The 22,115-nt window shown below is 61.2% G+C and carries 22 protein-coding genes and 1 pseudogene; 14 read left to right on the top strand and 9 right to left on the bottom strand.

The window, feature by feature from the left end; translation table 11 throughout:
• Positions 1–140: 140 nt before the first annotated feature.
• The 7 genes from B5M06_RS09235 to B5M06_RS09265 all read right to left on the bottom strand — a co-directional run bounded on the left by B5M06_RS09235 (position 141) and on the right by B5M06_RS09265 (position 7,298).
• Positions 141–1,187 carry a YeeE/YedE family protein gene (locus B5M06_RS09235; protein ID WP_054065613.1) on the bottom strand — a complete coding sequence of 349 codons (1,047 nt, stop codon included), beginning with the start codon at positions 1,185–1,187 and terminating at the stop codon, positions 141–143.
• A gap of 110 nt (positions 1,188–1,297) precedes the next feature.
• Positions 1,298–2,575, bottom strand: coding sequence for an NAD(P)/FAD-dependent oxidoreductase (locus B5M06_RS09240; RefSeq protein ID WP_054065614.1), 1,278 nt, complete (start codon positions 2,573–2,575; stop codon positions 1,298–1,300).
• Entirely contained in the window at positions 2,575–2,913 is a 339-nt protein-coding gene (locus B5M06_RS09245; RefSeq protein WP_054065615.1) for a c-type cytochrome, read from the bottom strand. Before B5M06_RS09245 ends, B5M06_RS09240 begins: the two co-directional genes overlap by 1 nt.
• Positions 2,914–3,363: 450 nt before the next feature.
• The gene (metG, locus tag B5M06_RS09250; protein WP_054065616.1) at positions 3,364–5,433 is read right to left on the bottom strand and encodes a methionine--tRNA ligase; all 2,070 of its coding nucleotides are present in this window, start codon (positions 5,431–5,433) and stop codon (positions 3,364–3,366) included.
• Positions 5,434–5,582: 149 nt separating this feature from the next.
• Entirely contained in the window at positions 5,583–6,389 is an 807-nt protein-coding gene (locus B5M06_RS09255; protein WP_054065617.1) for a hypothetical protein, read from the bottom strand.
• Entirely contained in the window at positions 6,344–6,634 is a 291-nt protein-coding gene (locus B5M06_RS09260; protein ID WP_054065618.1) for a caspase family protein, read from the bottom strand. Before B5M06_RS09260 ends, B5M06_RS09255 begins: the two co-directional genes overlap by 46 nt.
• Positions 6,635–6,713: 79 nt before the next feature.
• Positions 6,714–7,298 carry a restriction endonuclease gene (locus B5M06_RS09265; protein WP_054065648.1) on the bottom strand — a complete coding sequence of 195 codons (585 nt, stop codon included), beginning with the start codon at positions 7,296–7,298 and terminating at the stop codon, positions 6,714–6,716.
• Positions 7,299–7,452: 154 nt separating this feature from the next.
• Between B5M06_RS09265 and apbC the strand changes: the two genes are divergently transcribed.
• From apbC to B5M06_RS09290, 5 genes are all read left to right on the top strand, one after another.
• Complete coding sequence (gene apbC / locus B5M06_RS09270; RefSeq protein WP_054065619.1) at positions 7,453–8,547, top strand: iron-sulfur cluster carrier protein ApbC; 1,095 nt, start codon at positions 7,453–7,455, stop codon at positions 8,545–8,547.
• Between the two features lie 263 nt (positions 8,548–8,810).
• The gene (locus tag B5M06_RS09275; protein ID WP_054065620.1) at positions 8,811–9,194 is read left to right on the top strand and encodes a TraR/DksA family transcriptional regulator; all 384 of its coding nucleotides are present in this window, start codon (positions 8,811–8,813) and stop codon (positions 9,192–9,194) included.
• Between the two features lie 92 nt (positions 9,195–9,286).
• The gene (locus tag B5M06_RS09280; RefSeq protein WP_054065621.1) at positions 9,287–9,691 is read left to right on the top strand and encodes a group II truncated hemoglobin; all 405 of its coding nucleotides are present in this window, start codon (positions 9,287–9,289) and stop codon (positions 9,689–9,691) included.
• Positions 9,692–9,782: 91 nt separating this feature from the next.
• Positions 9,783–10,376: a LemA family protein gene (locus B5M06_RS09285; RefSeq protein ID WP_054065649.1), complete on the top strand. Its 594-nt coding sequence runs from the start codon at positions 9,783–9,785 to the stop codon at positions 10,374–10,376.
• Between the two features lie 15 nt (positions 10,377–10,391).
• A complete protein-coding gene (locus B5M06_RS09290) occupies positions 10,392–11,405 on the top strand; it encodes a M48 family metalloprotease (RefSeq protein ID WP_054065622.1) in 1,014 nt (337 codons plus the stop codon).
• Between the two features lie 51 nt (positions 11,406–11,456).
• Here the strand turns inward: B5M06_RS09290 and B5M06_RS09295 are convergent, their stop codons facing one another.
• Entirely contained in the window at positions 11,457–12,458 is a 1,002-nt protein-coding gene (locus tag B5M06_RS09295; protein ID WP_054065623.1) for a Bug family tripartite tricarboxylate transporter substrate binding protein, read from the bottom strand.
• A 157-nt stretch (positions 12,459–12,615) separates the two neighbouring features.
• On the opposite strand from B5M06_RS09295, the gene B5M06_RS09300 reads away from it, so the two are divergent.
• On the top strand, positions 12,616–13,542 hold the full coding sequence (locus B5M06_RS09300; protein WP_054065624.1) for a LysR family transcriptional regulator: 927 nt from the start codon (positions 12,616–12,618) through the stop codon (positions 13,540–13,542).
• On the opposite strand, the gene B5M06_RS09305 is transcribed toward B5M06_RS09300, so the two are convergent.
• Entirely contained in the window at positions 13,525–14,298 is a 774-nt protein-coding gene (locus tag B5M06_RS09305) for an IclR family transcriptional regulator domain-containing protein (RefSeq protein ID WP_054065650.1), read from the bottom strand. The genes B5M06_RS09300 and B5M06_RS09305 overlap by 18 nt on opposite strands.
• A gap of 136 nt (positions 14,299–14,434) precedes the next feature.
• On the opposite strand from B5M06_RS09305, the gene pobA reads away from it, so the two are divergent.
• From pobA to ligA, 8 genes and pseudogenes are all read left to right on the top strand, one after another.
• Positions 14,435–15,610, top strand: coding sequence for a 4-hydroxybenzoate 3-monooxygenase (gene pobA / locus B5M06_RS09310; protein WP_054065625.1), 1,176 nt, complete (start codon positions 14,435–14,437; stop codon positions 15,608–15,610).
• A gap of 153 nt (positions 15,611–15,763) precedes the next feature.
• Entirely contained in the window at positions 15,764–16,459 is a 696-nt protein-coding gene (locus tag B5M06_RS09315; RefSeq protein WP_080025210.1) for a substrate-binding domain-containing protein, read from the top strand.
• Between the two features lie 91 nt (positions 16,460–16,550).
• On the top strand, positions 16,551–17,903 hold the full coding sequence (locus B5M06_RS09320; RefSeq protein WP_054065627.1) for an MFS transporter: 1,353 nt from the start codon (positions 16,551–16,553) through the stop codon (positions 17,901–17,903).
• Between the two features lie 66 nt (positions 17,904–17,969).
• A complete protein-coding gene (locus B5M06_RS09325) occupies positions 17,970–18,998 on the top strand; it encodes an amidohydrolase family protein (protein WP_054065628.1) in 1,029 nt (342 codons plus the stop codon).
• 111 nt (positions 18,999–19,109) lie between these two features.
• A complete protein-coding gene (ligK, locus tag B5M06_RS09330) occupies positions 19,110–19,793 on the top strand; it encodes a 4-carboxy-4-hydroxy-2-oxoadipate aldolase/oxaloacetate decarboxylase (RefSeq protein ID WP_054065629.1) in 684 nt (227 codons plus the stop codon).
• 9 nt (positions 19,794–19,802) lie between these two features.
• Positions 19,803–20,729 carry an NAD(P)-dependent oxidoreductase gene (locus B5M06_RS09335; RefSeq protein ID WP_114070888.1) on the top strand — a complete coding sequence of 309 codons (927 nt, stop codon included), beginning with the start codon at positions 19,803–19,805 and terminating at the stop codon, positions 20,727–20,729.
• Positions 20,726–21,643, top strand: coding sequence for an amidohydrolase family protein (locus tag B5M06_RS09340; RefSeq protein WP_054065630.1), 918 nt, complete (start codon positions 20,726–20,728; stop codon positions 21,641–21,643). The genes B5M06_RS09335 and B5M06_RS09340 overlap by 4 nt, the downstream gene beginning before the upstream one ends.
• Positions 21,644–21,681: 38 nt before the next feature.
• Positions 21,682–22,005 (top strand): annotated as a pseudogene (ligA, locus tag B5M06_RS17445) (protocatechuate 4,5-dioxygenase subunit alpha); the annotation flags it as partial.
• Positions 22,006–22,115: the final 110 nt, after the last annotated feature.

Raw genomic sequence — 22,115 nt, forward strand, 5'->3', positions numbered from 1 at the left:
ACGTGGTCACACAGGCACGGATGGGAGGAATCCCTCTTAGCCGACACGCGGCACAAGCAGAGCTGTCTGTTACGAATTCTAGATGTTTTAGCCATAAGCTCATGCAGGTATACACGCATGGCACAGCGTTTGACTCTCCTTCAAGCCGCCTTTCTGGGGAGCAGCTTGAGCGCAGCCACCGTACCCAGGCCAATGCCCAGCACGGCTGGCAGCGTGGCCCAGGCCAGGGTGGAGATACCTGTCAGCCCCTGGCCGATGGAGCAGCCCACAGCCAGCACGCCGCCAAAGCCCATGAGCCAGCCGCCCAGCGCACTTTGGGCCAGATGTGCAGGACTGTCAAAGCCCTCCCAGCGTGCAGTACGGGTCAGCAAAGCCGTGATGAAGGCACCGGCCAGTACACCCAGCACCATGGCAGAGATGGGGGCAAAGTCACGGCCCACGGCCACCTGGGTGTAGAGCAGGGTTTCGGAGATGGGGGCGATAAAACTGAGCGAGTTGAGTTTGGCAGGCTCAAAAGGATCGACCTCGATCGTGGCGCTGATCCACCAGCCCACGGCTACCAGAGCACCGATGAGCAGCGCACACACCAGCTGCACAGGGCTGCGGCGCAGGGCGGGGCGGTAAAAAGCATAGAGCAGCAACAGTGCTGCAGGAATCATAGCTGTCAGCGCATATGTGACGGGCGCTGAAAGCCCTTTTTCTATCATGTGCTGGTGCAGCGTGGCATGTTCTGTCGCTGTAGGTGCAATGCCTTGCAGCCACTGGCGCAGCGGCGCAAGCACGCCGGTCAGAGTGGCCTGCGCACCGAGCGCCAGAAACACCACGGTGATGAGTGAGCGCAGATTGCCACCCGCCATCAGCACCAGAGAGCGAGCGCCGCAGGCATTGGCCAGCACCATGCCAATCCCAAAGATGGCGCCGCCAAGCAGCACACCTGCAAAGGAAAAGCCGGGGCGCACGATCTGTGCGTTGTTCAGATCAATGATGCCTGCCAGGTGCAGGCCTTGCGAAGCCAGCAGGGCCACGGCAGCCGCCAGGGCAAATGCCTGCAGAGCGGGCGCATCGCCAGCCGCTTCACTGCGGTCTTGTCCCATGCGCTGGCGAATGCCGCGCAGCAGACAGAAACGGCCCCAGCGTGCAGCCACACCAAACACCACACCAAAGAAAAATGAATACCACAGCAACATATGGGTTCCTCAAACAGTCTGGATGCTACCCCTGGCATGGCAGATGCACAAAAGCCCCGCACCTGTAAGGAGCGAGGCTTGTGCGCGTGCGCAGGGGGCTGGGAAGGCGCTTAGCTTCCCCAGATATCGGTACTGATGGCTTTGTACCAGGCGGCACCGTAGTCTGCTTCTGCCTTGCGGTAGGCGGCATCGGCATTGGCAGGGCTCACACCGCCGGAGCCTGGCACTTCAATCAGCTTGCTGCCATCTGCACGGTACACACCGGCCACGGAGATGCCGTAGGCTGTGCCGATCAGGCTGTAGCAGGTGTTGGCAAAAGCCGCCTGCGGCAGGGGCTTGCCGGTCAGCTCTGCTGCAATGACAGCGGCTGCTACCTTGCCCTGCGTGTTGGCTGCAAAGCCAGACTTGGGCATAGGGGCTGCCTGTGTCGCATCACCCAGCACATAGACGTTCTTGACCTGTGCGGACTCAAAGCTTTCAGGCTTGATGGGCACCCAGCCGCTGGCATCCACCACACCGGCACGCTCGGCAATTACGCCAGCCTTCTGGGGTGGAATGACGTTGAGCACGCTGGCCTTGTGCTTGGTGCCGAAAGCAGTTTCCACTTCGAGGTTCTTGGCGTCCACACGCACGACCTGACCGTCGTCGGACTGCTTGACCCACTCGATCATGTCGCCATACAGCGCCTTGTAGCCCTGCAGGAACAGGCCCTGCTTGGAGAAGCTGTCCTTGCTGTCCAGCAGCAGGATCTTGCTCTTGGGTTTGTGCTGCTTGAGGTAGTGCGCCACCATGGCTGCGCGCTCGTAGGGGCCAGGCGGGCAGCGGAAAGGGTTGGCAGGGATGGACATCACAAAGGTGCCGCCATCGGGCATGGCATCGAGTTGCTTCTTGAGCAGCAGGGTCTGGGGACCAGCCTTCCAGGCGTGGGGGGCCAGCAGCGAGGCGGCCTCGTCATAGCCCTCAATGGCACCCCAGCGCATGTCGATGCCGGGCGAGAGCACCAGCTTGTCGTAGCTCAACGCCTGGCCATTGGACAGCAGCACGCGCTGCTTGGCCGTGTCTACATGGTCGGCACGGGCCTGAATGACTTCCACGCCAGCCTTGCGCAGACCGTCGTAGCTGTGACCAATGCTGTCCCAGGTGCGCAGACCTGCCAGATACAGGTTGGAGAAGGGGCAGGTGTAGAAGATGGGCGCAGGCTCGATCAGCGTCACGCGCACCTGGGGTGCACGTGCCTTGAGGTAGCGTGCAGCAGTGGCACCACCAAAACCGCCACCGACCACGACCACATGGGCCGCGCCGCCCTGGGCGCGAACGATGGAGGGCAGCGACAGACTGGCAGCGCCGGCCAGTGCGCCGGTTAAAACACTACGGCGATTGAAAGACATTATTTGGCCTCCTTGCTGAACCATTGGGCGAGTGCCTGAATCTGGGCATCGTCATAGCCCTTCATCAAGCGGGTCATGACGGTAGCGTCCGTTGCCGTTCCAGCCTTGAAGGCCTGCATGCGGGTCAGCAGATGCTGTTCATTGACGCCACGCAGCTGAGGAATCACGCCCGTGGATTTGCCATCAGGGCCATGGCAGTTGGCGCAGGTCCCTGCAATCACGGAAATATCCTGCACTGAAGGGTTGGTTGCAGTGGTCTGAGCCAGTGCTGCAGGAGCGAGCAGTGCAGCAGCCAGCCACAGGGTGGTGCGCACGGCAAAGGAGGAAGAGTGGGGCATGCGATCTCCTGTCGAATGCGGACCGGTTCCGTGGCAGGGCCACGTACCGGCATATCAATGGGGACGCTGTGTTCTGGCGGCAGTCACGTGCCAGCGCAGCGGTGGAAGCGACGGATTCTAGGTAGTGGCTTGCAACCAACAGTTAGAAGCATGTGCAATGTGCATATAAGCACCGCTGGTCGCAGGCGGCTTGGCTCTTGCTGCACGCTGCGGGTGCGTTGCACGTGACCTTGAAAAAATAAATATGTGAGCAGTCCGTGCAGAAAATATAAGCCTTTATGGCAAATTTTCTGATGAGTCAGTCAGTGACTGCGCAACTTGTTTTGCCTTCGTGTTCTGAGAGGGATTGGATCGCGGAATGCGTAAAAAGATGGATGAGTGGCAGTGATGGGCTGCAACAACAAAACCCTTGCAGGCAGTGCTTGCAAGGGCTTTGTGGGGTGTGTGCAATTAACCGATACGCATGCCGGGCTGGGCGCCGGGGAAGGGCTCCAGCACATAGATGCCTGCATCTACCTTGCTGTCGGCGTGGCTGGCCGCCAGCACCATGCCTTCGGAGATACCGAACTTCATTTTGCGGGGCGCCAGGTTGGCCACCATCACCGTCAGCTTGCCCTGCAGCTGCTCGGGCTTGTACATGCTGGCGATGCCGGAGAACACATTGCGTGTCTTGCCTTCGCCCACGTCCAGTGTCAGCTGCAGCAGCTTGGTAGAGCCTTCCACCGCCTTGCACTCGACGATCTTGGCAATACGCAGGTCAATCTTGGCAAAGTCATCAATCGTGATGGTGGGGGCGATCTCTTCGCCACCGGGCTTCACAGCTTCAGGTTCGGGGGCTGCTGGGGGTTCGAACAGGGCTTCCAGTTGCTCAGGCACTACGCGCTGCATCAGGTGTTCGTACTTGCCAATTGCGTGGCCAGCGCCCAGCAGGCGGTCAGCGTCGGCAAACTGCAGTGCGTCGATCTTCAGGAAGGCTTCTACCTGCGCAGCGACCGCGGGCAGCATGGGCTTGAGGTACACGGTCAGCAGGCGGAAGGCTTCGATACAGGTCGAGCACACGTCCTGCAGGCGAGCGTCCATGCCTTCCTGCTTGGTCAGCTCCCAGGGCTTGTTGGCATCCACATAGCTGTTGACCTTGTCGCACAGCAGCATGATTTCGCGGGCAGCGCGAGCCGTGTCGCGTGCTTCATAGGCAGCAACCACGGCGTCTTTTTGTGCACGCAGGGCTTCGAGCAGGGCCTGGCCGTCTTCAGAGATCTGACCCAGCTTGCCTTCAAAGCGCTTGAAGATAAAGCCTGCAGCGCGCGAAGCGATGTTCACGTACTTGCCAATCAGGTCAGCGTTCACGCGCAGCATGAAGTCTTCGGCGGTGAAGTCGATGTCTTCGTTCTTGCCGTTGAGCTTGGCGCCCAGGTAGTAGCGCAGCCACTCGGGGTTCATCTTGAGCGCCAGGTACTTCAGCGGGTCCAGACCCGTGCCGCGGCTCTTGGACATCTTCTGGCCGTTGTTCACAGTCAGGAAACCATGCACGCAGATCTTGGTAGGTGTCTTGCGGCCGCTGAACTTGAGCATGGCAGGCCAGAACAGCGTGTGGAAAGTGACGATGTCCTTGCCAATGAAGTGGTACTGCTCCAGGTTGGGGTCGGCCATGTAGGCGTCAAAATCTTCGCCGCGCTGATTCAGCAGGTTCTTGAGCGAAGCCAGATAGCCCACGGGCGCATCCAGCCACACATAGAAGTACTTGCCGGGGGCATCGGGAATCTCAATGCCAAAGTAAGGCGCATCTCGCGAGATATCCCAGTCGTCCAGGCCTTCGCTGGTCGTGCCATCAGGGTTGGTGCGCACGCCAAACCATTCCTTGACCTTGGCGGCCACTTCGGGCTGCACGTGCTGGCCATTCTGGGTCCATTCCTTGAGGAACTCCACGGCGCGTGGGTCCGACAACTTGAAGAAGAAATGCTCGGAGGTACGCAGCTCAGGCTTGGCGCCGGACAGGGCCGAGAAGGGATTGATCAGATCGGTAGGGGCGTAGACCGCACCGCACACTTCGCAGTTGTCGCCGTACTGGTCCTTGGCGTGGCACTTGGGGCACTCGCCCTTGATGAAACGGTCGGGCAGGAACATGTTCTTCTCGGGGTCGAAGAACTGCTCGATGGTGCGGGTTTCGATGAAACCGGCCTTTTTCAGATCCAGATAGATCTGCTTGGACAGTTCGTGGTTCTCGGGGCTGTCGGTATTGCTCCAGTTGTCAAAGGCAATATGAAAGCCGTCCAGGTACTGCTTGCGGCCGGCCGCAATATCAGCCACGAACTGCTGGGGAGTCTTGCCAGCTTTTTCAGCGGCAATCATGATGGGCGCGCCGTGGGCATCGTCCGCGCCCACGAAGTTCACGGCATTGCCCTGCATTCGCTGTGCACGCACCCAGGTGTCGGCCTGGATGTACTCCATGATGTGGCCGATGTGGAAATTGCCGTTGGCATACGGCAAGGCGGTGGTGACAAAAATCTTGCGTTGGGACATGAGGGCCTTCTCGTTGGGCAGTGAAAAGCAACCCAAGATTTTAGAAGCCCAAGCGCGCCTGTGCAGCAAATGCGGCTATGACCGAGGTTGTGGTTTGAAAAGACCGGCTCAAAGTGCCAGTGCCTGCAGCAAGAAATGTCCTGCAATGCTTAGGAAGGACAAGGCGTTTTACGCATGCGCCACCAGTGCATGCCTATGGACCAGATGGCAGGAATCACAAAGCCCAGCAGCGTCTGCCCGGTGACGACCGAGATCAGCAGCACGGCCATGGCGCTAGGCTGGTACAGGCTCCAGATCATCTGGCTGCGCGCCTGGGAGACACTGCTGGCAATCGTAGTGGCTGGGGTGAGCAAGGCCTGGCAACCTGCATTCCAGCGCATCAGTGGGGTGTGCAGAGTTTCTGCCTGTGCATGGCGCTGTGTCTGGCGCAGCAGTTCAGCCAGCGCAGTGACTGCCGTGCGGCTTTCTATCAGAACGATCAGGCCCACAAAAAGCCCCCATGCTACGGCCGTCAGCAAGGCGGGCAGGGGAACCAGGTGCAGCTGCTGCTCAGTCAGCAAGGCCATGCGCTGGAAAAAAGGCTGCAGATTCAGGTCCAGCACGCCCAGGCGGGAGCACATGCCGGCCGAGGCATAGCGCAGACTGCTGTATTCATAAAGCAGCCAGGCGGTGCCTGCGCCGACGACCAGGCTGGTGCCGCTCAGACTGCGAGCCAGGGCTGCGGCTTTGATGGGCAGTCGCGGCTGTCTGGCAAGGTGCTGGCACAGGTTCTGCCAGGCCAAGCCTGCAAGCACCCCGCTCAGAAAAATAGCCCAGGTCTGCCACTCGCTGACCATCAGGCAGTTGTAGAGGTACTTGTGGCTGGCGCTGGCAACAATGCTCAGCGCAGAGGCGTAGACAAAGGCAGGGATCAGCCATGGCGGCAGGTGGTCAAACGTCCATTGCACCCAGCGCATCGTGCCCCGAAGGCCTGCGCCAGCAGCTGTACATCACGGGCAGGGTTGCGCAGCACGGCATTGCGCTGGTAGTTGGCATTGCCAATCAGCAGCACGTGCAAAGGCAGCTGGCTGTCCTGTGCCTGGGCAGTCAGGGCATGCAGACTGCTCAAGCTGCCAGTAGCCAGCAGCCCGAGGCTGCCAAGTTGCTGCAAGTGCTGGCGGCGTTTGCCGTCCCAGTTTTTGCTGGGGGCAGGTGGTGTCATAAATCACGGCACGCACCAAGTGCCGTAGGTGACAGGCTGCTGACAGCGCGGCAGCCTGTCAGGCCAGAAGCCCTATGGCTCAGGGCTGGGCCATCAGCGGCTTTTGCAGCAGGGTGGCCAGTGTCAGGCCGCTGAGCACAGCGATGTGCTGCTCATCGGCAAAGCGCTGTGCCGTGTCCTGCAGCGGGGCCAGGCAGACATAGGCGCAGACCTGGGCCTGCTGTGACTGCATGGCCGCATGCAGGGCGCGCAGGGGCTCGACACCATGGGTCGCGGCTTTCCAGCGCTTGGCTGCCACCAGCGTGGTCTGGCCATTGCGCTGCAGCACAAAGTCATAGGCAGCGTCCTTGCTGCGCTGTACTTCGTAGCCTTCTACCACCCATGCACGCTGCAGGTGGTCGGCAAATTCCTGCCAGTTCTTGCTGGCAGCATCTGCCAGCAGGGCCTGCTGCTGGCGGGGGGTGGGCTGGTCATACTGGCGTACAAAGGCCACAAAGCCCAGTGCCCAGAAGGGCAGTGAGCCCAGAATGGCCACCATCTTGTAAGGCGTTGGCACCAGGGCAGCAGCCAGCAGTGCCCAGACGGCACCGACCAGAAAGCTCACCCACCAGCGTGAGCGCAGCAAGATGGCAAACAGGGAGTTTTCGGCCATTTTGAATTTCATGGCAGGCAAATCTTTCTCAAGGCTAGAAGAGGCAATGGGGGCGCAGCATGCACCAAAAGGACAAGAACCCGTTCACCACATGGGTTGAAGGGCTTCGATAGACTTCAGGGCTCTGATTTTCTCAGACCCACCTAACCACAAGTACTACAACGACATGTCTCTTACCGAACAAGGCTTGTTGGCCGCGCTGGCCACTGTGATCGATCCTCATACAGGCAAGGATTTTGTAAGCACGCGCGCCGTGCGCAATGTGCAAATCAGCGGCAGTGACGTGGCGTTTGACGTAGAGCTGGGCTATCCCGCCAAAAGCCTGGTTGCCGATTATCGCAAGCAACTGATTGCTGCCGCCAAGACCTTGCCCGGGGTGGAAAACGTGTCCGCCAACGTCTACACCAAGGTGCAGGCCCATGCCGTGCAGCGCGGCGTGCAGCTGGTGCCCGGGGTGAAGAACATCATTGCCGTGGCGTCTGGCAAGGGCGGTGTGGGCAAGTCCACCACCACGGCCAACCTGGCACTGGCGCTGGCCGCCGAAGGCGCGCGCGTAGGGGTGCTCGATGCAGACATCTACGGCCCCAGCGTGCCCATGATGTTTGGCGTCAATGGCAAGCCCGAGAGCGCTGACGGCAAGACCATGGAGCCGCTGGAAAACTACGGCGTGCAGATCATGTCCATTGGCCTGCTGCTGAACAACCCCAATGAAGCCATGATCTGGCGCGGCCCCATGGCAACGCAGGCGCTGGAGCAGATGCTGCGCGCCACCAACTGGAAGGATCTGGACTACCTCGTGATCGACCTGCCTCCAGGCACCGGCGACATCCAGCTGACCCTGAGCCAGAAGGTGCCCATGACCGGCTCCGTGGTTGTGACCACACCTCAGGACATCGCCTTGCTGGACGCACGCAAGGGCATCAAGATGTTTGAAAAGGTGGGCGTGCCTATCCTGGGCCTGGTGGAGAACATGGCCATGCACGTGTGCAGCAACTGTGGCCATGTGGAGCACATCTTCGGCCAGGACGGCGGCAAGCAGCTGGCTGCAGAGTGGGGTATTGACTTCCTGGGCTCCCTGCCTTTGTCCATGCAGATCCGTGAGCAGGCGGACAGCGGCATGCCTACCGTGATGGCTGCCCCCGACAGCGAAGCTGCGCAGATCTACAAGAAGCTGGCCCGTGATGTGGCCGTGAAGATCGCCAGCAAGGCCAAGGACTTCTCGGCCAAGTTCCCCACCATCACCATCAGCAAGAACACCTGATGTGAGCGGTGTGCGCTGCAGCCTCTGCAGTCGCTCGATACAGCATGCGCCCTGGCTTTGCCGGGGCGTTTGTTTTTTCGGATCTGGTGCTGCTCTTTTAGCTATAGCTGCTAGCGCTTGAATTTACTGGGTTTCAGATAGAAAACATTCTGAAATTTAAGCATTGCAAGCGCTAGATGCTTGTTTTTTCATAGTTTTTGTGCTGGCTCAAACCCCGTGTCGCCCCCATTGCATCCAACCGGGTTCCGGCGCATGCTGGGGGCATGACACGCTTGAATACCACCCAGATCCAGGCGCTGGAGCACATCCTGCACCAGCGTGAACAGCAGCTGCAGCAGGAAATTGCCGCCGTCCATGCAGAAAACGCCCAGCAGGCCCAGGCACTGGAAGACTTGCCGCCCGAGCCTGATGCCAACCAGAGCGGTGCCTCAGCCGCACGCGAGGTGCGCCACGCCGAGCGCATGCGTGACCAGCAGGAACTGCAGGACGTACGCGCCGCCTTGCAGCGCATCGCCGATGGCAGCTACGGCGAATGTCTGGACTGCGGCAAGTACATCGCTGCGGCACGCCTGCAGGCCTTTCCCACAGCCAAGCGCTGTATCGATTGCCAGACCGCACACGAAGCCCAGAAGCGCCGTCTGGCATGACCCTGGCCTGGCAGCCACAGCGCACAACTGGCACACTTGACACAGACAGTCTGCCATTTCGGTGGGCTGCTTGTTTTTGAGTCTTGTGTGTCATGCAGATTGAAGAAAAACCACCATTTGATACGCCCTTTGAATGGATGGGCGGCGAAGAGCCAGTGCGCCGGCTGGTGGACCGTTTCTATGACCTGATGGATCTGGAGCCCGGCTACAAGGAGCTGCGCGCTGCGCATGGCTCCACGCTGGAGGATGCGCGCCAGAAGCTGTTCTGGTTTCTGTGCGGCTGGCTCGGCGGTCCTGATTACTATGTCGAGCGCTTTGGCCATCCACGCCTGCGCATGCGCCACATGCCGTTTTCCATCGGCATTCAGGAGCGTGACCAGTGGGTGGCGTGCATGGATCAGGCCATGCTGGAAACCGAAGTGCCCGAGGCACTGCGCACACGTCTGCACCACAGCTTCATGCAGACCGCGGACTGGATGCGCAACCGCGGCGTGTAAGCAACGCCTGCTGCCAGCGGTTGGTGATGCTTCACGCGCTGGATAAGATGCCCTTTACATATCCAATAAGCTAACGGACAGGGAGGGCATGATGGGAAGCACGTTTATTGTTGTTCTTGCATTGCTGGTCGTGCTGGCACTGTGGGGGGCTGCGGTCTACAACCGCCTGCGTCTGCTGCGCAACCGCGTGGAAAACGCATGGTCACAGATCGATGTGCAGCTCAAGCGCCGTCATGACCTGATCCCCAATCTGGTGGAAGTCGCACGTGGCTACATGCAGCACGAAGCCAGCACGCTGGAAGCAGTGGCCAGGGCACGCAGTCAGGCCGTACAAGCCAGCGAAGCGCTGCGTGGTCATACCGGGCAGGCACAGGCACTGGGGGCGCTGGCTGCGGCCGAGCAGGCACTGGGTAGCAGTCTGGGCCGTCTGATGGTGGTGGCAGAAGCCTATCCGGAACTCAAGGCCGATGCCCAGATGCAAAGCCTGAGCGAAGAGATCGCCAGTACCGAAAACCGCATTGGCTTTGCCCGTCAGGCCTATAACGACGAGGTCATGGCCTTCAACAACAAGGCCAGCCAGTTCCCTGATCTGATCTGGGCCCGCCTGCTCGGTTTTGCGCACATGGACATGCTGCAGTCCACGATGAACGAGCAAGAGCGCCAGGCCCCTAGCGTGCGCTTTTAAGCAATCGGGCGCTGTATGTCATTCTGGGACTGGCAAAGCAATGCGCGGCGTACCACGCGCTGGCTGGTGCTGCTGTTTGTGCTGTGCGTGCTGGCCAGTCTGCTGGCCGTGCATGGCGGGCTGACGCTGGCGTGGTGGCTGCTGTTTGCGCCGCTGGGGCTCGACTATCCGCGTGGTTTTGTGGCCACCAATGTGGGCGTGACACTGCTGCTGATTCTGGGCGGCTGGTGGCTGACCTATGAGCAGCTGAGCGAAGGCGGGCGCAAGCTGGCACAGCGCATTGGGGCGCGAGAGGCCCGGCCCGGCAGTGCGCTGGCTGAGCAGCAGCTGTGCAACATCGTGCAGGAAATGTGTATTGCTGCGCAGATGCGCACGCCGCAGGTGGTGGTGCTGGCGCGTGCGGATGCCATCAATGCCTTTGCTGCGGGCTGGACGCAGCAAGACGCCGTCATCGCCGTGACCCAGGGGGCGCTGGACTACCTCACCCGCGATGAAATGCAGGGGCTGGTGGCGCATGAACTCTCACACCTCAAGGAAGGTGACACCGTGCTGAACATGCGGCTGGCTGGCATGGTCAGCGGTCTGGAGCTGGTCTACCACTTTGGCGAAAACCTGCGCGAGCGCGGCGCACTGGCCTGGTGGTTTGGCAATGCGGTGATGGCAGCAGGCTTTGTGGGCTTTCTGGGCGGGCGTCTGCTCAAGGCAGCTGTCTCGCGCCAGCGCGAATACCTGGCCGATGCACGTGCCGTGCAATGGACGCGCAGCCGCGATGCCCTGGGCGGCGTGCTGCGCAAAGTGCTGATGCAGCGTCTGCAGGCCCAGCAGCATGCAGGGGGCTGGCAGTCTGACCGGCGCAGCCACACGGGGCTGGATCACCCGCTGGTGCAGCACATGCTGCTGGCAGAGACACCACACAGCAGCAGGCTGGAGCACTGGCTGGATGCCCATCCGCCTTTGCAGGAGCGTATTGCTCGCATCTACGGCAGGCCCATGCGCGCCTTGCCGCTGGAGCGCCAAGCGCAGGCGTAAAAAAAGCTGCCGTCCACCACCGGCAGCTTTCTTTACCAAGGAAGCACTGCTTTACAGCGAAATATTCGCGCGGCGAATCACATTGCTGAAGCGCTTGGACTCTTCCTGCATGAACTGCTGGAACTCAGCGTCTGTGGGGAAGTAGCTCACATAGCCAAAAGTCTGGTACTTGGGGTCAACATCTGGCTCGCGCAGCACCTTGGTGACGTCCTGGCGAATCTTGGCGACAACATCATCTGGTGTCTTGGGCGAGACGGCAAAGGCATTCCAGCCGGTCACGATGGCGTCAGCAGGGCCGCCGGACTCGGCAATGGTGGGTACATCCTCAAAGCCCTTGAGGCGCTCAGGTGCCATCACGGCCAGGAAACGCAGCTTGCCAGAGCGTGCCAGCGGGCCTGCCGTGCCGGAGGAGCCCAGGGCAAAGTTCAGCTCGCCATTGGCCACGCTCTGATAGAGCTGGCTGGTTTCCTTGAAGATCACGTGCTCCATCTTGGTGTCGGTCAGCGACTCCAGCAAAGCCGAGCCCAGGTGCACGGGATTGCCCACGGACCAAGAACCATAGTTCAGCTCGCCGGGACGGGCCTTGGCATCTGCAATCAGGTCCGCCATGGTCTGGTAGGGGCTGTTGTTGGGCACGCAGACAAAGAAGTAGGTGCGAAACAGCGGCAGCACGATCTTGAAGTCTTTCTCTACGTCGTAGGGCAGCTTCTTGAACAGTGCGGGGTAGGCCGCGATGTGCACGTTGTCCAGCTGGATGATGTCGGTGCCGTCGGTTGCACCACGCTTGAATTCGTTGATGGCGATGAAGCCGTTGCCGCCGGGACGGTTTTCCACGACGACCGACTGCTTCCACAGGCGGCCCAGCTTGTCTGACAGAATGCGCGAAGTGCCATCAGGGCCACCGCCAACGGGGAAGGGGTTGATGATGCGCACCGGCTTGGTAGGCCAGTTGCTGGCCGGGGTCTGTGCGCGCAGGCCTGTCATGCTGGCCAGGGCGAGGGCGCCCAGCGCAAATCCGGCCTGGCGGCGATTCATCTTGTTCGATGGTTGCATAGCTGGTCTCCTTGTTGTGTTGTGCTGTGCAGTGTCAAGTCTCAATTAGACTGGTTCCAAGCATAGATTGTGTCCATGCACGGCGCCCTGTCTAATGGGGCCACTGCCTAGCAGCTATGCTGAAAATACATATCAGATGGGTGCAAACCCTTAATTCATGAACCTCCAGCAGATTGAAACCTTTGTATGCGTGGCCGAGACCGGCAGTTTCAGCAAGGCAGCCATGCTTTTGGACATTGCCCAGCCTGCCCTGAGCCGACAGGTGCGGGCGCTGGAGGCCGAGCTGCGCGAAACCCTGCTGATCCGCACAGGCCGTGGCGTGACGCTCACGGATGCCGGCCGCAGGCTGCTGGAGCATGGCCACGCCATCATGCAGCGCGTGACCCTGGCCAAGGAAGATCTGAGCAGCCATCGCGACGAGCCGGTGGGACGCATCGTGGTGGGCTTGCCGCCCAGCCTGGCGCGGCGGCTGACGCTGTCCCTGATTGACACGTTTGACAGGGAAATGCCCAAGGCCAAGCTGGCCGTGAGTGAAGGCTTTTCCGTGAATATTGCCGAATGGCTGACCACCGGTCGCATGGACCTGGGCCTGGTCTACACGCCCGAGCCGCAGCCGCACATTGAAGTGATGCCTGTGGAGCAGGAGCCGCTGTGTCTGGTCGGGCCGGTGCAGCGCATGCCTGATCTGCAGCAGGTGCCGTTTGCGCAGCTGTCGCAATACCCCTTGATCATGCCCCAGCGCGGGCAGATCTTTCGCAAGCTGATGGAGGCGCAGGCCACGCTGTCGCAGGTCAAGCTCAACGTGGTGTGGGAAGTGTCCAGCGTGCCTGCCATTCTGGACCTGGTGCGCAGCGGCTATGGCTTTGCCACGCTCACGCCCAGTGCGCTGAGCCAGGACGCCATGGATGAGCAGCTGGCCATCGTGCCCATTGTGGAGCCCCACATCATGAGTACGCTGTGTCTGGTGCAGTCTGCCAAGCGGCAGGCGACCCCGCTGATGCGGCGCACCGCAGAAGTGCTGCGCCGCCTGTGCCTGCAGGCCGTGGCGCAGAGCAAGGCGCGCATCTCACAGCATGGTGCGTAGTTCGCGCGCCGCATCCTGCAGCAACGGCAGCACTTCACGCTCCAGATAGTCCTGGGTGTGTCCGCTGGGGCTGCCCACGGCATTGAGTGCGGCTACGGTGCGGCCATGCAGATCACGCAGGGGCACGGCCAGAGCGTGCACACCAATCTCATGCTCTTCGCGCGCATAGGCAAAGTCCTGCTGGCGCACCATGTACAGCAGTGACATCAGTTGCTGGGCCGAGGTCACGGTATAGGCCGTCAGCCTAGGCAGCGAGGCCTGCGCCAGCCACTGGTGCAGCTCGGCATCTTCCATGCTGGCCAGCATGATGCGGCCGGTGGAGGTGGCATGTACTGGCAGGCGGCTGCCCAGGTGCAGGCCATAGGCCAGGCGCGAGATGGTCTGCTGCGGTGCACTGCTGCGTGCCACGATCACCATCTCATGGCCATCCAGCACGGCGGTGGAGCATGACAGCCCCGTGAGCTGGCTCAGGCGCTGCAGTGTGGGCTGCATGGTGCGCGGCAGGCGGGCCGATGCCAGATAACTGCCGGACAGGCGCAGTACCTTGGGCGCCAGCCAGAAATACTGACCATCGGTTTCGAGATAGCCCAGATGGGCCAGTGTCAAGAGATGGCGGCGTGCAGCAGCTCGGGTCAGACCGGCACGCTGCGCCGCCAGGGTGGCATTGAGGCGCTGGCGCTCAGTATCAAAACTCTCGAGCACGGCCAGGCCTTTGGCCAGACCAGCGATGAAATCAGCGTGGGCGATAGGGGGCATGTGTTTCAGGTTCTGTGCGAACATCGCACAACTTGCACGATCATCGCGCAAGCTTGCAAGATTGCCTGTTTGGGTTGATACGTATCAAAACTAGTCTTGGTGCTGTTGTAAATGAACACATTCAAGGAGATTTGAGATGCGTACCTCCGTCGTCATCGTGGGTGCAGGCCCTGCCGGTCTGCTGCTGGGTCAGCTGCTGCACAAGGCTGGCATTGACAACATCATCCTGGAGCAGCGCAGCGGCGACTACGTGCTGGGCCGTATCCGTGCAGGTGTGCTGGAGCAGGTCAGCGTAGACCTGCTGGAAGAAGCCGGTGCTGCCGAGCGCATGCACGCTGAAGGTCTGCCCCATGACGGCATTGAGCTGCTGTTTGGCGGCAAGCGCCATCGCATCAACCTGCATGAGCTGACAGGCGGCAAGCGTGTGATGGTCTATGGCCAGACGGAAGTGACGCGCGATCTGATGGAAGTGCGTGCCAAGGCCGGTCTGACCACGGTGTACGAAGCGCAGAAGGTGCAGCCCCATGACTTCGAGACAGATGCACCGCGCGTGACCTATGAAAAAGATGGCGTGCAGCACACCATCGAGTGCGACTTCATCGCCGGTTGCGACGGCTTCCATGGCATCTGCCGCGCCAGCGCACCCAAGGACAAGATCAAGACCTTTGAAAAGGTTTATCCGTTTGGCTGGCTGGGCCTGCTGTCCGACACGCCTCCCGTGAGCGAAGAGCTGATCTACGCCCACACCGAGCGCGGCTTTGCGCTGTGCAGCCAGCGCAGCCAGACTCGCAGCCGCTACTACCTGCAGGTGCCACTGACCGAGAAGGTGGAAGACTGGAGCGACGAGCGCTTCTGGGAAGAACTCAAGCTGCGTCTGGACCCCGAAGCCCGTGAACGTCTGGTCACCGGTCCTTCGCTGGAAAAGAGCATTGCACCGCTGCGCAGCTTTGTGACCGAGCCCATGCGCTTTGGTCGCATGTTCCTGGCGGGTGATGCAGCGCACATCGTGCCCCCTACTGGCGCCAAGGGCCTGAACCTGGCTGCGTCCGACGTGGGCTATCTGTACACCGGTCTGAAGCAGTACTACCAGAGCGGCAGCAGCGAAGGCATTGATGCCTACTCCGAGCGCTGCCTGCGCCGCATCTGGAATGCCGAGCGCTTCTCGTGGTGGATGACCTCGCTGATGCACAAGTTCCCTGACATGAATGACTTTGATGTCAAGGTGCAGGAAGCCGAGCTGGGCTACATCGTGCGCTCGCAGGCAGGTTCGACCTCGCTGGCCGAAAACTACGTGGGTCTGCCTTTGCTGTAAGCCTGAGAGCTATGCCGTCACGGCATAGCTGATAGCGCTACCTTCTCCTAGCCCATGGGGAAGGATGGCCCCACAATGGGTGCAAGAGATCAAAAAAAAACAGCAGCGCAGTGCCCAGGCGCCTGCGCCCATGAGAACAGAGGAGACACCCCAGTGAGCGCTGTATTACGAGGTATTTCATCCATGGCCACCCGTCAGGTGCTGGCGGATCTGGTGCAGGCATGGCAGGCACAAGGCGGTGAGCCTGTCGACATCGAGTCTGTAGGTGGCGTGGATGCGGCACAGCGTGTGCGTAATGGGGAAGCTTTTGATGTGGTGTTCCTGGCTTCGAACGCCATCCAGAATTTGAGCAATGCCGGCCATGTGTTGGCCGGCAGCCAGGTGGATCTGATGCTCTCGAGCACGGCTGTGGCTGTGCCAGCCAGTGCCAAGGCCCCCGACATCAGCACCGAAGAGGCCCTGCGCCAGGCCGTCATGAACGCCTCCGCCATTGGTTATTCGACCGGCCCCAGTGGTCTGGCCTTGCTGCAGCTGCTAGAACGCTGGGGCATTGCTGCCCAGGTGCAGTCGCGCATGGTGCAGGCCCGCCCCGGCGTGCCCGTGGGCTCGCTGGTGGCTCGTGGTGCTGTAGCGCTGGGCTTTCAGCAGCTGTCTGAACTGATTCATGTACCGGGCATCCAGATCGTGGGCACGCTGCCGCAGGCCGTGGCCATTGATACGGTGTTTTCCGGTGCTGTGGTTGCAACGACCCAGCATGCCGAAACTGTGCAGCGTCTGCTGGCCTTCATGGCGTCCCCTGCGGCGACCGAGGCCAAGCAGCGTCAGGGCATGGCGGCGGTTGGGGGCTGATTCCTACCATGTCCGTGCGCTGCGGTGCACGGTCATGCATGCCACTCGCGCCGTGGCTGGTGTGCGCGTTAGAAGAAATTGAGAGACTGTCATGACCCAAGCCCCCCAGGCGGACACTGCTGACCGTACCGATGCGGTCAATGTCCAGACCGTGCTCAACGAGCATCCGTTCTCACGTTTTCAATGGGTCATTTTTGCCCTGTGTTTCACCATCGTGCTGCTCGATGGTTTTGATACAGCGGCCATTGGCTATATCGCCCCCTCGCTGATCAGCGAGTGGGGCATTTCCAAACCTGCGCTGGCACCAGTGCTCAGCGCTGCGCTGTTTGGTCTGGCTGCGGGGGCCGTGGCTTCCGGGCCGCTGGCAGACCGCTTTGGCCGCAAGGCCGTGCTGCTTGCCTCCGTGCTGGTCATGGGGCTGGCCTGTCTGGTGTCTGGCTGGTCGCACAGCATTGAAGAGCTCACCATCTGGCGCTTTGTGACAGGCGTTGGTCTGGGCGCTGCCATGCCCAATGCCGTGACCCTGATGAGCGAATACTGCCCCGATGCCCGCCGCTCCATGCTCACGAACGCCATGTTCTGTGGTTTCCCGCTGGGCTCGGCCCTGGGTGGTTTTCTGGCCGCCTGGATGATTCCCAACTTTGGCTGGCGCAGTGTCTTGATTCTGGGCGGTATTGCACCGCTGGTGCTGCTGGTGCTGCTGGTTTTGCTGCTGCCAGAGTCGGTGCGCTACATGCTGGCCAAGGGCTATGACGTGCAGCGCATTCGCGCGGTGATGCAAAGCATTACGGGCAAGTCGCTGCAGAGCGTGCAGCGCTTTGTGATGACCGAGCACAAGCAGGTCGAGCAAGGCCAGAGTGGCCTGGCCGTGGTGCTGTCCAAGCGCTATGCATTGGGCTCGGTGATGCTGTGGATTGCCTACTTCATGGGCCTGGTCATCTTCTATGCGCTGATGAACTGGATGCCCGTGCTGTTCAAGGAAGGTGGGCTGGACCCCAAGACAGCGACCCTGGTGGCTGCGCTCTTCCCGCTGGGTGGCGTGGGGGCGATTTTCTGCGGCTGGCTGATGGATCGCTTCAACGCCACAGCCGTGATTGCTGGTGGCTATGCGCTGACGGCAGTGAGCATCTGGTGGATTGGTCAGTCGGCCGGCAATCTGGGTGGCCTGGTGGCGGTGGTGTTCATTGCCGGAACCATCATGAACACGGCCCAGTCGTCCATGCCTGCACTGGCTGCGGGTTTCTACCCCACCAGCGGCCGTGCTACGGGCGTGGCCTGGATGCTGGGTATTGGCCGCTTTGGCGGTATCGCAGGCTCGTTCCTGGTGGCCGAACTGGCCGCGCGTGATCTGAGCTTCAGCGAGATTTTTACGGTCGTTGCCATGGCCGGTGTGGTGGCCATGGTCGCACTGCTGGTCAAACACTGGGGCAGCCCCAAGGACTGAGCCGCGTGCTCGTAACAAGGCTGCTGCACTTTCGCATTGAAAACTTTCTCACAAGGAGAATTCGCCATGATTATTGACGTACACGGCCACTACACCACGGCGCCTGCAGCACTGGGTGCCTGGCGCGATCGCCAGATTGCCGGTCTGAAGGACCCCAGCGTGGCGCCCAAGGTGTCTGAACTGAAGATCAGCGACGACGAGATCCGTGAGAGCATCGAGAGCAACCAGCTGCGCCTGATGAAGGAACGCGGCTCGGACCTGACCATTTTCAGCCCCCGTGCTTCGTTCATGGCCCACCACATTGGTGACTTTGAAACTTCGGCCACCTGGGCAGCCATCTGCAACGAGCTGTGCTATCGCGTCAGCCAGCTGTTCCCTGAGCACTTCATTCCCGCTGCCATGCTGCCCCAGTCGCCCGGCGTGGACCCCAAGACCTGCATCCCTGAGCTGGTCAAGTGCGTGGAGCAATACGGCAACGTCGGTATCAACCTGAACCCCGACCCCTCGGGCGGCCACTGGAATTCTCCCCCGCTGACCGACCGCAGCTGGTACCCCATCTATGAAAAGATGGTGGAGTACGACATCCCCGCGATGATCCACGTCTCCACCAGCTGCAACTCGTGCTTCCACACCACGGGCGCGCACTACATCAATGCCGACACCACGGCCGTGATGCAGCTGATCCAGGGCGATCTGTTCAAGGACTTCCCCACCCTGAAGTTCCTGATCCCCCACGGCGGCGGTGCAGCCCCTTACCACTGGGGCCGTTACCGTGGTCTGGCGCAGGAGATGAAAAAGCCTTTGCTGGAAGAGCACCTGCTCAACAACATCTACTTTGACACCTGCGTCTACCACCAGCCTGGCATCAACCTGCTGACGGAAGTCATCCCCGTCAAGAACATTCTGTTCGCCAGCGAAATGATTGGCGCTGTGCGCGGCATCGACCCACGCACCGGCCATTACTACGACGACACCAAGCGCTACATCGAAGCCACGCAGAACCTGACGGCGGAAGAAAAGCACATGGTCTACGAAGGCAATGCACGCCGCGTGTTCAGCCGTCTGGACACAGCCCTGAAGGCACAAGGTAAGTAAAAAACAGAGCGCCTTGCGCTTGTTATATAAGGGTTTTGGATAGAAAAGTATCTGAATTCTTTTATTTGCAAGCGCTGGCAGCTATCTTTTTTTTTAAAAAAGGAATCAGTCATGTACGAATTGGGTGTGGTGTATCGCAATATTCAGCGCGCAGACCGCGCAGCCGCTGACGGTCTGGCAGCACTGGGCTCTGCCACCGTGCACGAAGCCATGGGCCGTGTGGGCCTGCTCAAGCCCTATATGCGTCCCATCTATTCCGGCTGCCAGGTCTCCGGCACGGCAGTGACCGTGCTGCTGCACCCCGGTGACAACTGGATGATGCACGTGGTGGCCGAGCAGATTCAGCCCGGCGACATCGTGGTGGCCGCCATCACCGCCGAGTGCACCGATGGTTACTTTGGCGACCTGCTGGCGACGAGCTTCCAGTCGCGCGGCGCACGTGCGCTGATCATTGACGCCGGTGTGCGCGATGTGAAGACGCTGCAGGAGATGAACTTCCCCGTGTGGAGCAAGGCCATCTCGTCCAAGGGCTGCATCAAGGCGACACTGGGTTCGGTCAACATCCCCGTGGTGTGCGCAGGCCAGATCGTCACGCCCGGTGACGTGATCGTGGCCGACGACGACGGTGTGGTCTGCGTGCCCGCCGCCCGTGCTGCCCAGGTGCTGGAAGCTGCCCAGAAGCGCGAGAGCTTCGAAGGCGAAAAGCGCGCCAAGCTGGCCTCCGGTGTGCTGGGTCTGGACATGTACAAGATGCGCGAGCCCCTGGAAAAGGCTGGCCTGCGTTACATCGACTGACGCTGCACCATGGTCATGCTCCACGCTGTTTCGGTGGGCCTGCTCGGCTATGGCGAAGTGGGCCGCATTCTGGCGGAAGACCTGCGCGCGCAATCGGTATCCGTGCGTGCGTATGACCTGAAGCTGGAAGACGCCTCCACGGCGCAGCCGCTGCAGGCACATGCCCAGGCGCATGGCGTGCAGCTGTGCGCCAGCGCAGCCGCCATGGCTGCCGAGTGCGATGTGCTGATCAGCGCCGTCACTGCCAGCCAGACGCTGGCAGCGGCGCAGTCCTGCATTGCACGGCTGCGTGCGGGCTGCTTCTATCTGGACATGAACTCTGCCTCCCCCGGCATCAAGCAGCAGGCTGCAGCGCTGGTGGACGCAGCAGGGGGCCGCTATGTGGAGTCGGCCGTCATGACCAGTGTGCCGCCTTACCGCATTCGCGTGCCCATGCTGCTTGGCGGCACGCATGCTGCAGCCTTGCTGCCCGTGCTGCAGCCCCTGGGCTTTGATGCCAAGGTGGCCAGCGAGCAGCTGGGCGTGGCCTCCGCCACCAAGATGTGCCGCAGCGTGATGATCAAGGGCATGGAAGCGCTGGTCATCGAAAGCCTGACGGCTGCACGCCACTACGGTGTGGAAGATGCCGTGCTGGCATCGCTGCAGGAAACCTTTCCCGGCATCGACTGGCAAAAGCAGGCCAGCTATTTCTTCCAGCGCGTGATCGAGCATGGCCGCCGCCGCAGCGAAGAAATGTTCGAATCTGCCCACACCGTCAACGACGTGGGCATGCCCGCCTTTGCCGCGCAGGCCATTGCCCAGCGCCAGGCATGGGTGGCAGATCTGGCCGATCGCGGCGTGTTCGGCACCCGTGCTACCCCTGAATTTGCACGCAGCAGCGACTGGCGCACCGAAGCCGATCGCCTGCTGCACTCTCTGAAGGAAACATCTCAATGAGCGCTTTCACCAAAACCCCCGGCTGGCTGGACTGGTACCAGGGCCCAGCCAAGCCCAAGTTTCAGCTGCCTGCAGGCGCTGTGGACGCCCACTGCCACGTGTTCGGCCCCGGTGACCAGTTCCCCTTTGCACCCGAGCGCAAATACACCCCCTGCGACGCCAGCAAGGACCAGCTGTTCGCCCTGCGCGACCATCTGGGCTTTGCCCGCAATGTGATCGTGCAGGCCACCTGCCACGGTGCAGACAACCGCGCCATGGTCGATGCCTGCCTGTCCTCCGGCGGCAAGGCGCGTGGCGTGGCGACCGTCAAGCGCAGCGTGACCGATGAAGAGCTGCAGGCACTGCACGCTGCTGGCGTGCGCGGCGTGCGCTTTAACTTCGTCAAGCGTCTGGTGGACTTCACGCCCAAGGACGAGCTGATGGAAATCGCAGGCCGCATCGCCAAGCTGGGCTGGCATGTGGTGATCTACTTTGAAGCCGTGGATCTGCCCGAGCTGTGGGACTTCTTCACTGCATTGCCTACGACCGTGGTGGTAGACCACATGGGCCGCCCCGACGTGAGCAAGGGCGTGCACAGCGAAGAGTTCGCCCTGTTCCTGAAGTTCATGCGCGAGCACAAGAATGTGTGGAGCAAGGTGTCCTGCCCCGAGCGCCTGAGCGTGACCGGCCCCAAGGCGCTGGACGGCGAGCAGAATGCCTACCAGGACGTCGTGCCTTTTGCACGCCGTGTGGTCGAGGAGTTCTCCGACCGCGTGCTGTGGGGTACCGACTGGCCACACCCCAACCTCAAGGACCACATGCCCGACGACGGTCTGCTGGTGGACTTCATTCCCCACATCGCGCCGACCGCCGAGCTGCAGCGCAAGCTGCTGGTGGACAACCCCATGCGCCTGTACTGGCCCGAAGAAGTCTGAGCGCAGACCCGTCATTACGCTTTTGAAGGAGGCAACCCATGGCACTGGACAAACCTTATCTGGACGTCCCCGGCACCACGATTTTTGATGCCGACCAAAGCCGCAAGGGCTACTGGCTCAACCAGTTCTGCATGAGCCTGATGAAGGCTGAAAACCGCACGCGTTTCAAGGCCGACGAAGGCGCCTATCTGGCCGAATGGCCCATGACGGACGAGCAAAAGGCCGCCGTCAAGGCGCGTGACCTGAACTGGATGATGCGCACCGGCGGCAACATCTACTTCCTGTCCAAGCTGGGCGCGACCGACGGCCTGAGCTTCCAGCAGATGGCTGGTTCCATGACCGGCATGACCGAAGAAGACTACCGCGCCATGATGGTGGGTGGTGGCCGCAAGCCCGATGGCAACCGCTACGTGGGCGAAGACGGTGATGCCCAGGGCCCCATGGCCATGTCCAAGGCCTGGGAAGAGTGGCA

The sequence above is a fragment of the Comamonas kerstersii genome (genome assembly GCF_002056725.1).
Lineage (GTDB): Bacteria > Pseudomonadota > Gammaproteobacteria > Burkholderiales > Burkholderiaceae_C > Comamonas > Comamonas kerstersii.

Excerpts from the sequence above, each read along its gene's own strand:
- B5M06_RS09245 (WP_054065615.1), bottom strand. The coding sequence starts at position 2,913 with ATGCCCCACTCTTCCTCCTTTGCCGTGCGCACCACCCTGTGGCTGGCT.
- B5M06_RS09240 (WP_054065614.1), bottom strand. The coding sequence starts at position 2,575 with ATGTCTTTCAATCGCCGTAGTGTTTTAACCGGCGCACTGGCCGGCGCT.
- metG (WP_054065616.1), bottom strand. The coding sequence starts at position 5,433 with ATGTCCCAACGCAAGATTTTTGTCACCACCGCCTTGCCGTATGCCAAC.
- B5M06_RS09275 (WP_054065620.1), top strand. The coding sequence starts at position 8,811 with ATGACACGCTTGAATACCACCCAGATCCAGGCGCTGGAGCACATCCTG.
- B5M06_RS09325 (WP_054065628.1), top strand. The coding sequence starts at position 17,970 with ATGATTATTGACGTACACGGCCACTACACCACGGCGCCTGCAGCACTG.
- ligK (WP_054065629.1), top strand. The coding sequence starts at position 19,110 with ATGTACGAATTGGGTGTGGTGTATCGCAATATTCAGCGCGCAGACCGC.
- B5M06_RS09265 (WP_054065648.1), bottom strand. The coding sequence starts at position 7,298 with ATGAAATTCAAAATGGCCGAAAACTCCCTGTTTGCCATCTTGCTGCGC.
- B5M06_RS09290 (WP_054065622.1), top strand. The coding sequence starts at position 10,392 with ATGTCATTCTGGGACTGGCAAAGCAATGCGCGGCGTACCACGCGCTGG.
- B5M06_RS09255 (WP_054065617.1), bottom strand. The coding sequence starts at position 6,389 with ATGCGCTGGGTGCAATGGACGTTTGACCACCTGCCGCCATGGCTGATC.
- B5M06_RS09235 (WP_054065613.1), bottom strand. The coding sequence starts at position 1,187 with ATGTTGCTGTGGTATTCATTTTTCTTTGGTGTGGTGTTTGGTGTGGCT.
- B5M06_RS09305 (WP_054065650.1), bottom strand. The coding sequence starts at position 14,298 with ATGCCCCCTATCGCCCACGCTGATTTCATCGCTGGTCTGGCCAAAGGC.
- B5M06_RS09340 (WP_054065630.1), top strand. The coding sequence starts at position 20,726 with ATGAGCGCTTTCACCAAAACCCCCGGCTGGCTGGACTGGTACCAGGGC.
- B5M06_RS09335 (WP_114070888.1), top strand. The coding sequence starts at position 19,803 with ATGGTCATGCTCCACGCTGTTTCGGTGGGCCTGCTCGGCTATGGCGAA.
- B5M06_RS09300 (WP_054065624.1), top strand. The coding sequence starts at position 12,616 with ATGAACCTCCAGCAGATTGAAACCTTTGTATGCGTGGCCGAGACCGGC.
- B5M06_RS09295 (WP_054065623.1), bottom strand. The coding sequence starts at position 12,458 with ATGCAACCATCGAACAAGATGAATCGCCGCCAGGCCGGATTTGCGCTG.
- B5M06_RS09260 (WP_054065618.1), bottom strand. The coding sequence starts at position 6,634 with ATGACACCACCTGCCCCCAGCAAAAACTGGGACGGCAAACGCCGCCAG.
- apbC (WP_054065619.1), top strand. The coding sequence starts at position 7,453 with ATGTCTCTTACCGAACAAGGCTTGTTGGCCGCGCTGGCCACTGTGATC.
- B5M06_RS09320 (WP_054065627.1), top strand. The coding sequence starts at position 16,551 with ATGACCCAAGCCCCCCAGGCGGACACTGCTGACCGTACCGATGCGGTC.
- B5M06_RS09285 (WP_054065649.1), top strand. The coding sequence starts at position 9,783 with ATGGGAAGCACGTTTATTGTTGTTCTTGCATTGCTGGTCGTGCTGGCA.
- pobA (WP_054065625.1), top strand. The coding sequence starts at position 14,435 with ATGCGTACCTCCGTCGTCATCGTGGGTGCAGGCCCTGCCGGTCTGCTG.
- B5M06_RS09280 (WP_054065621.1), top strand. The coding sequence starts at position 9,287 with ATGCAGATTGAAGAAAAACCACCATTTGATACGCCCTTTGAATGGATG.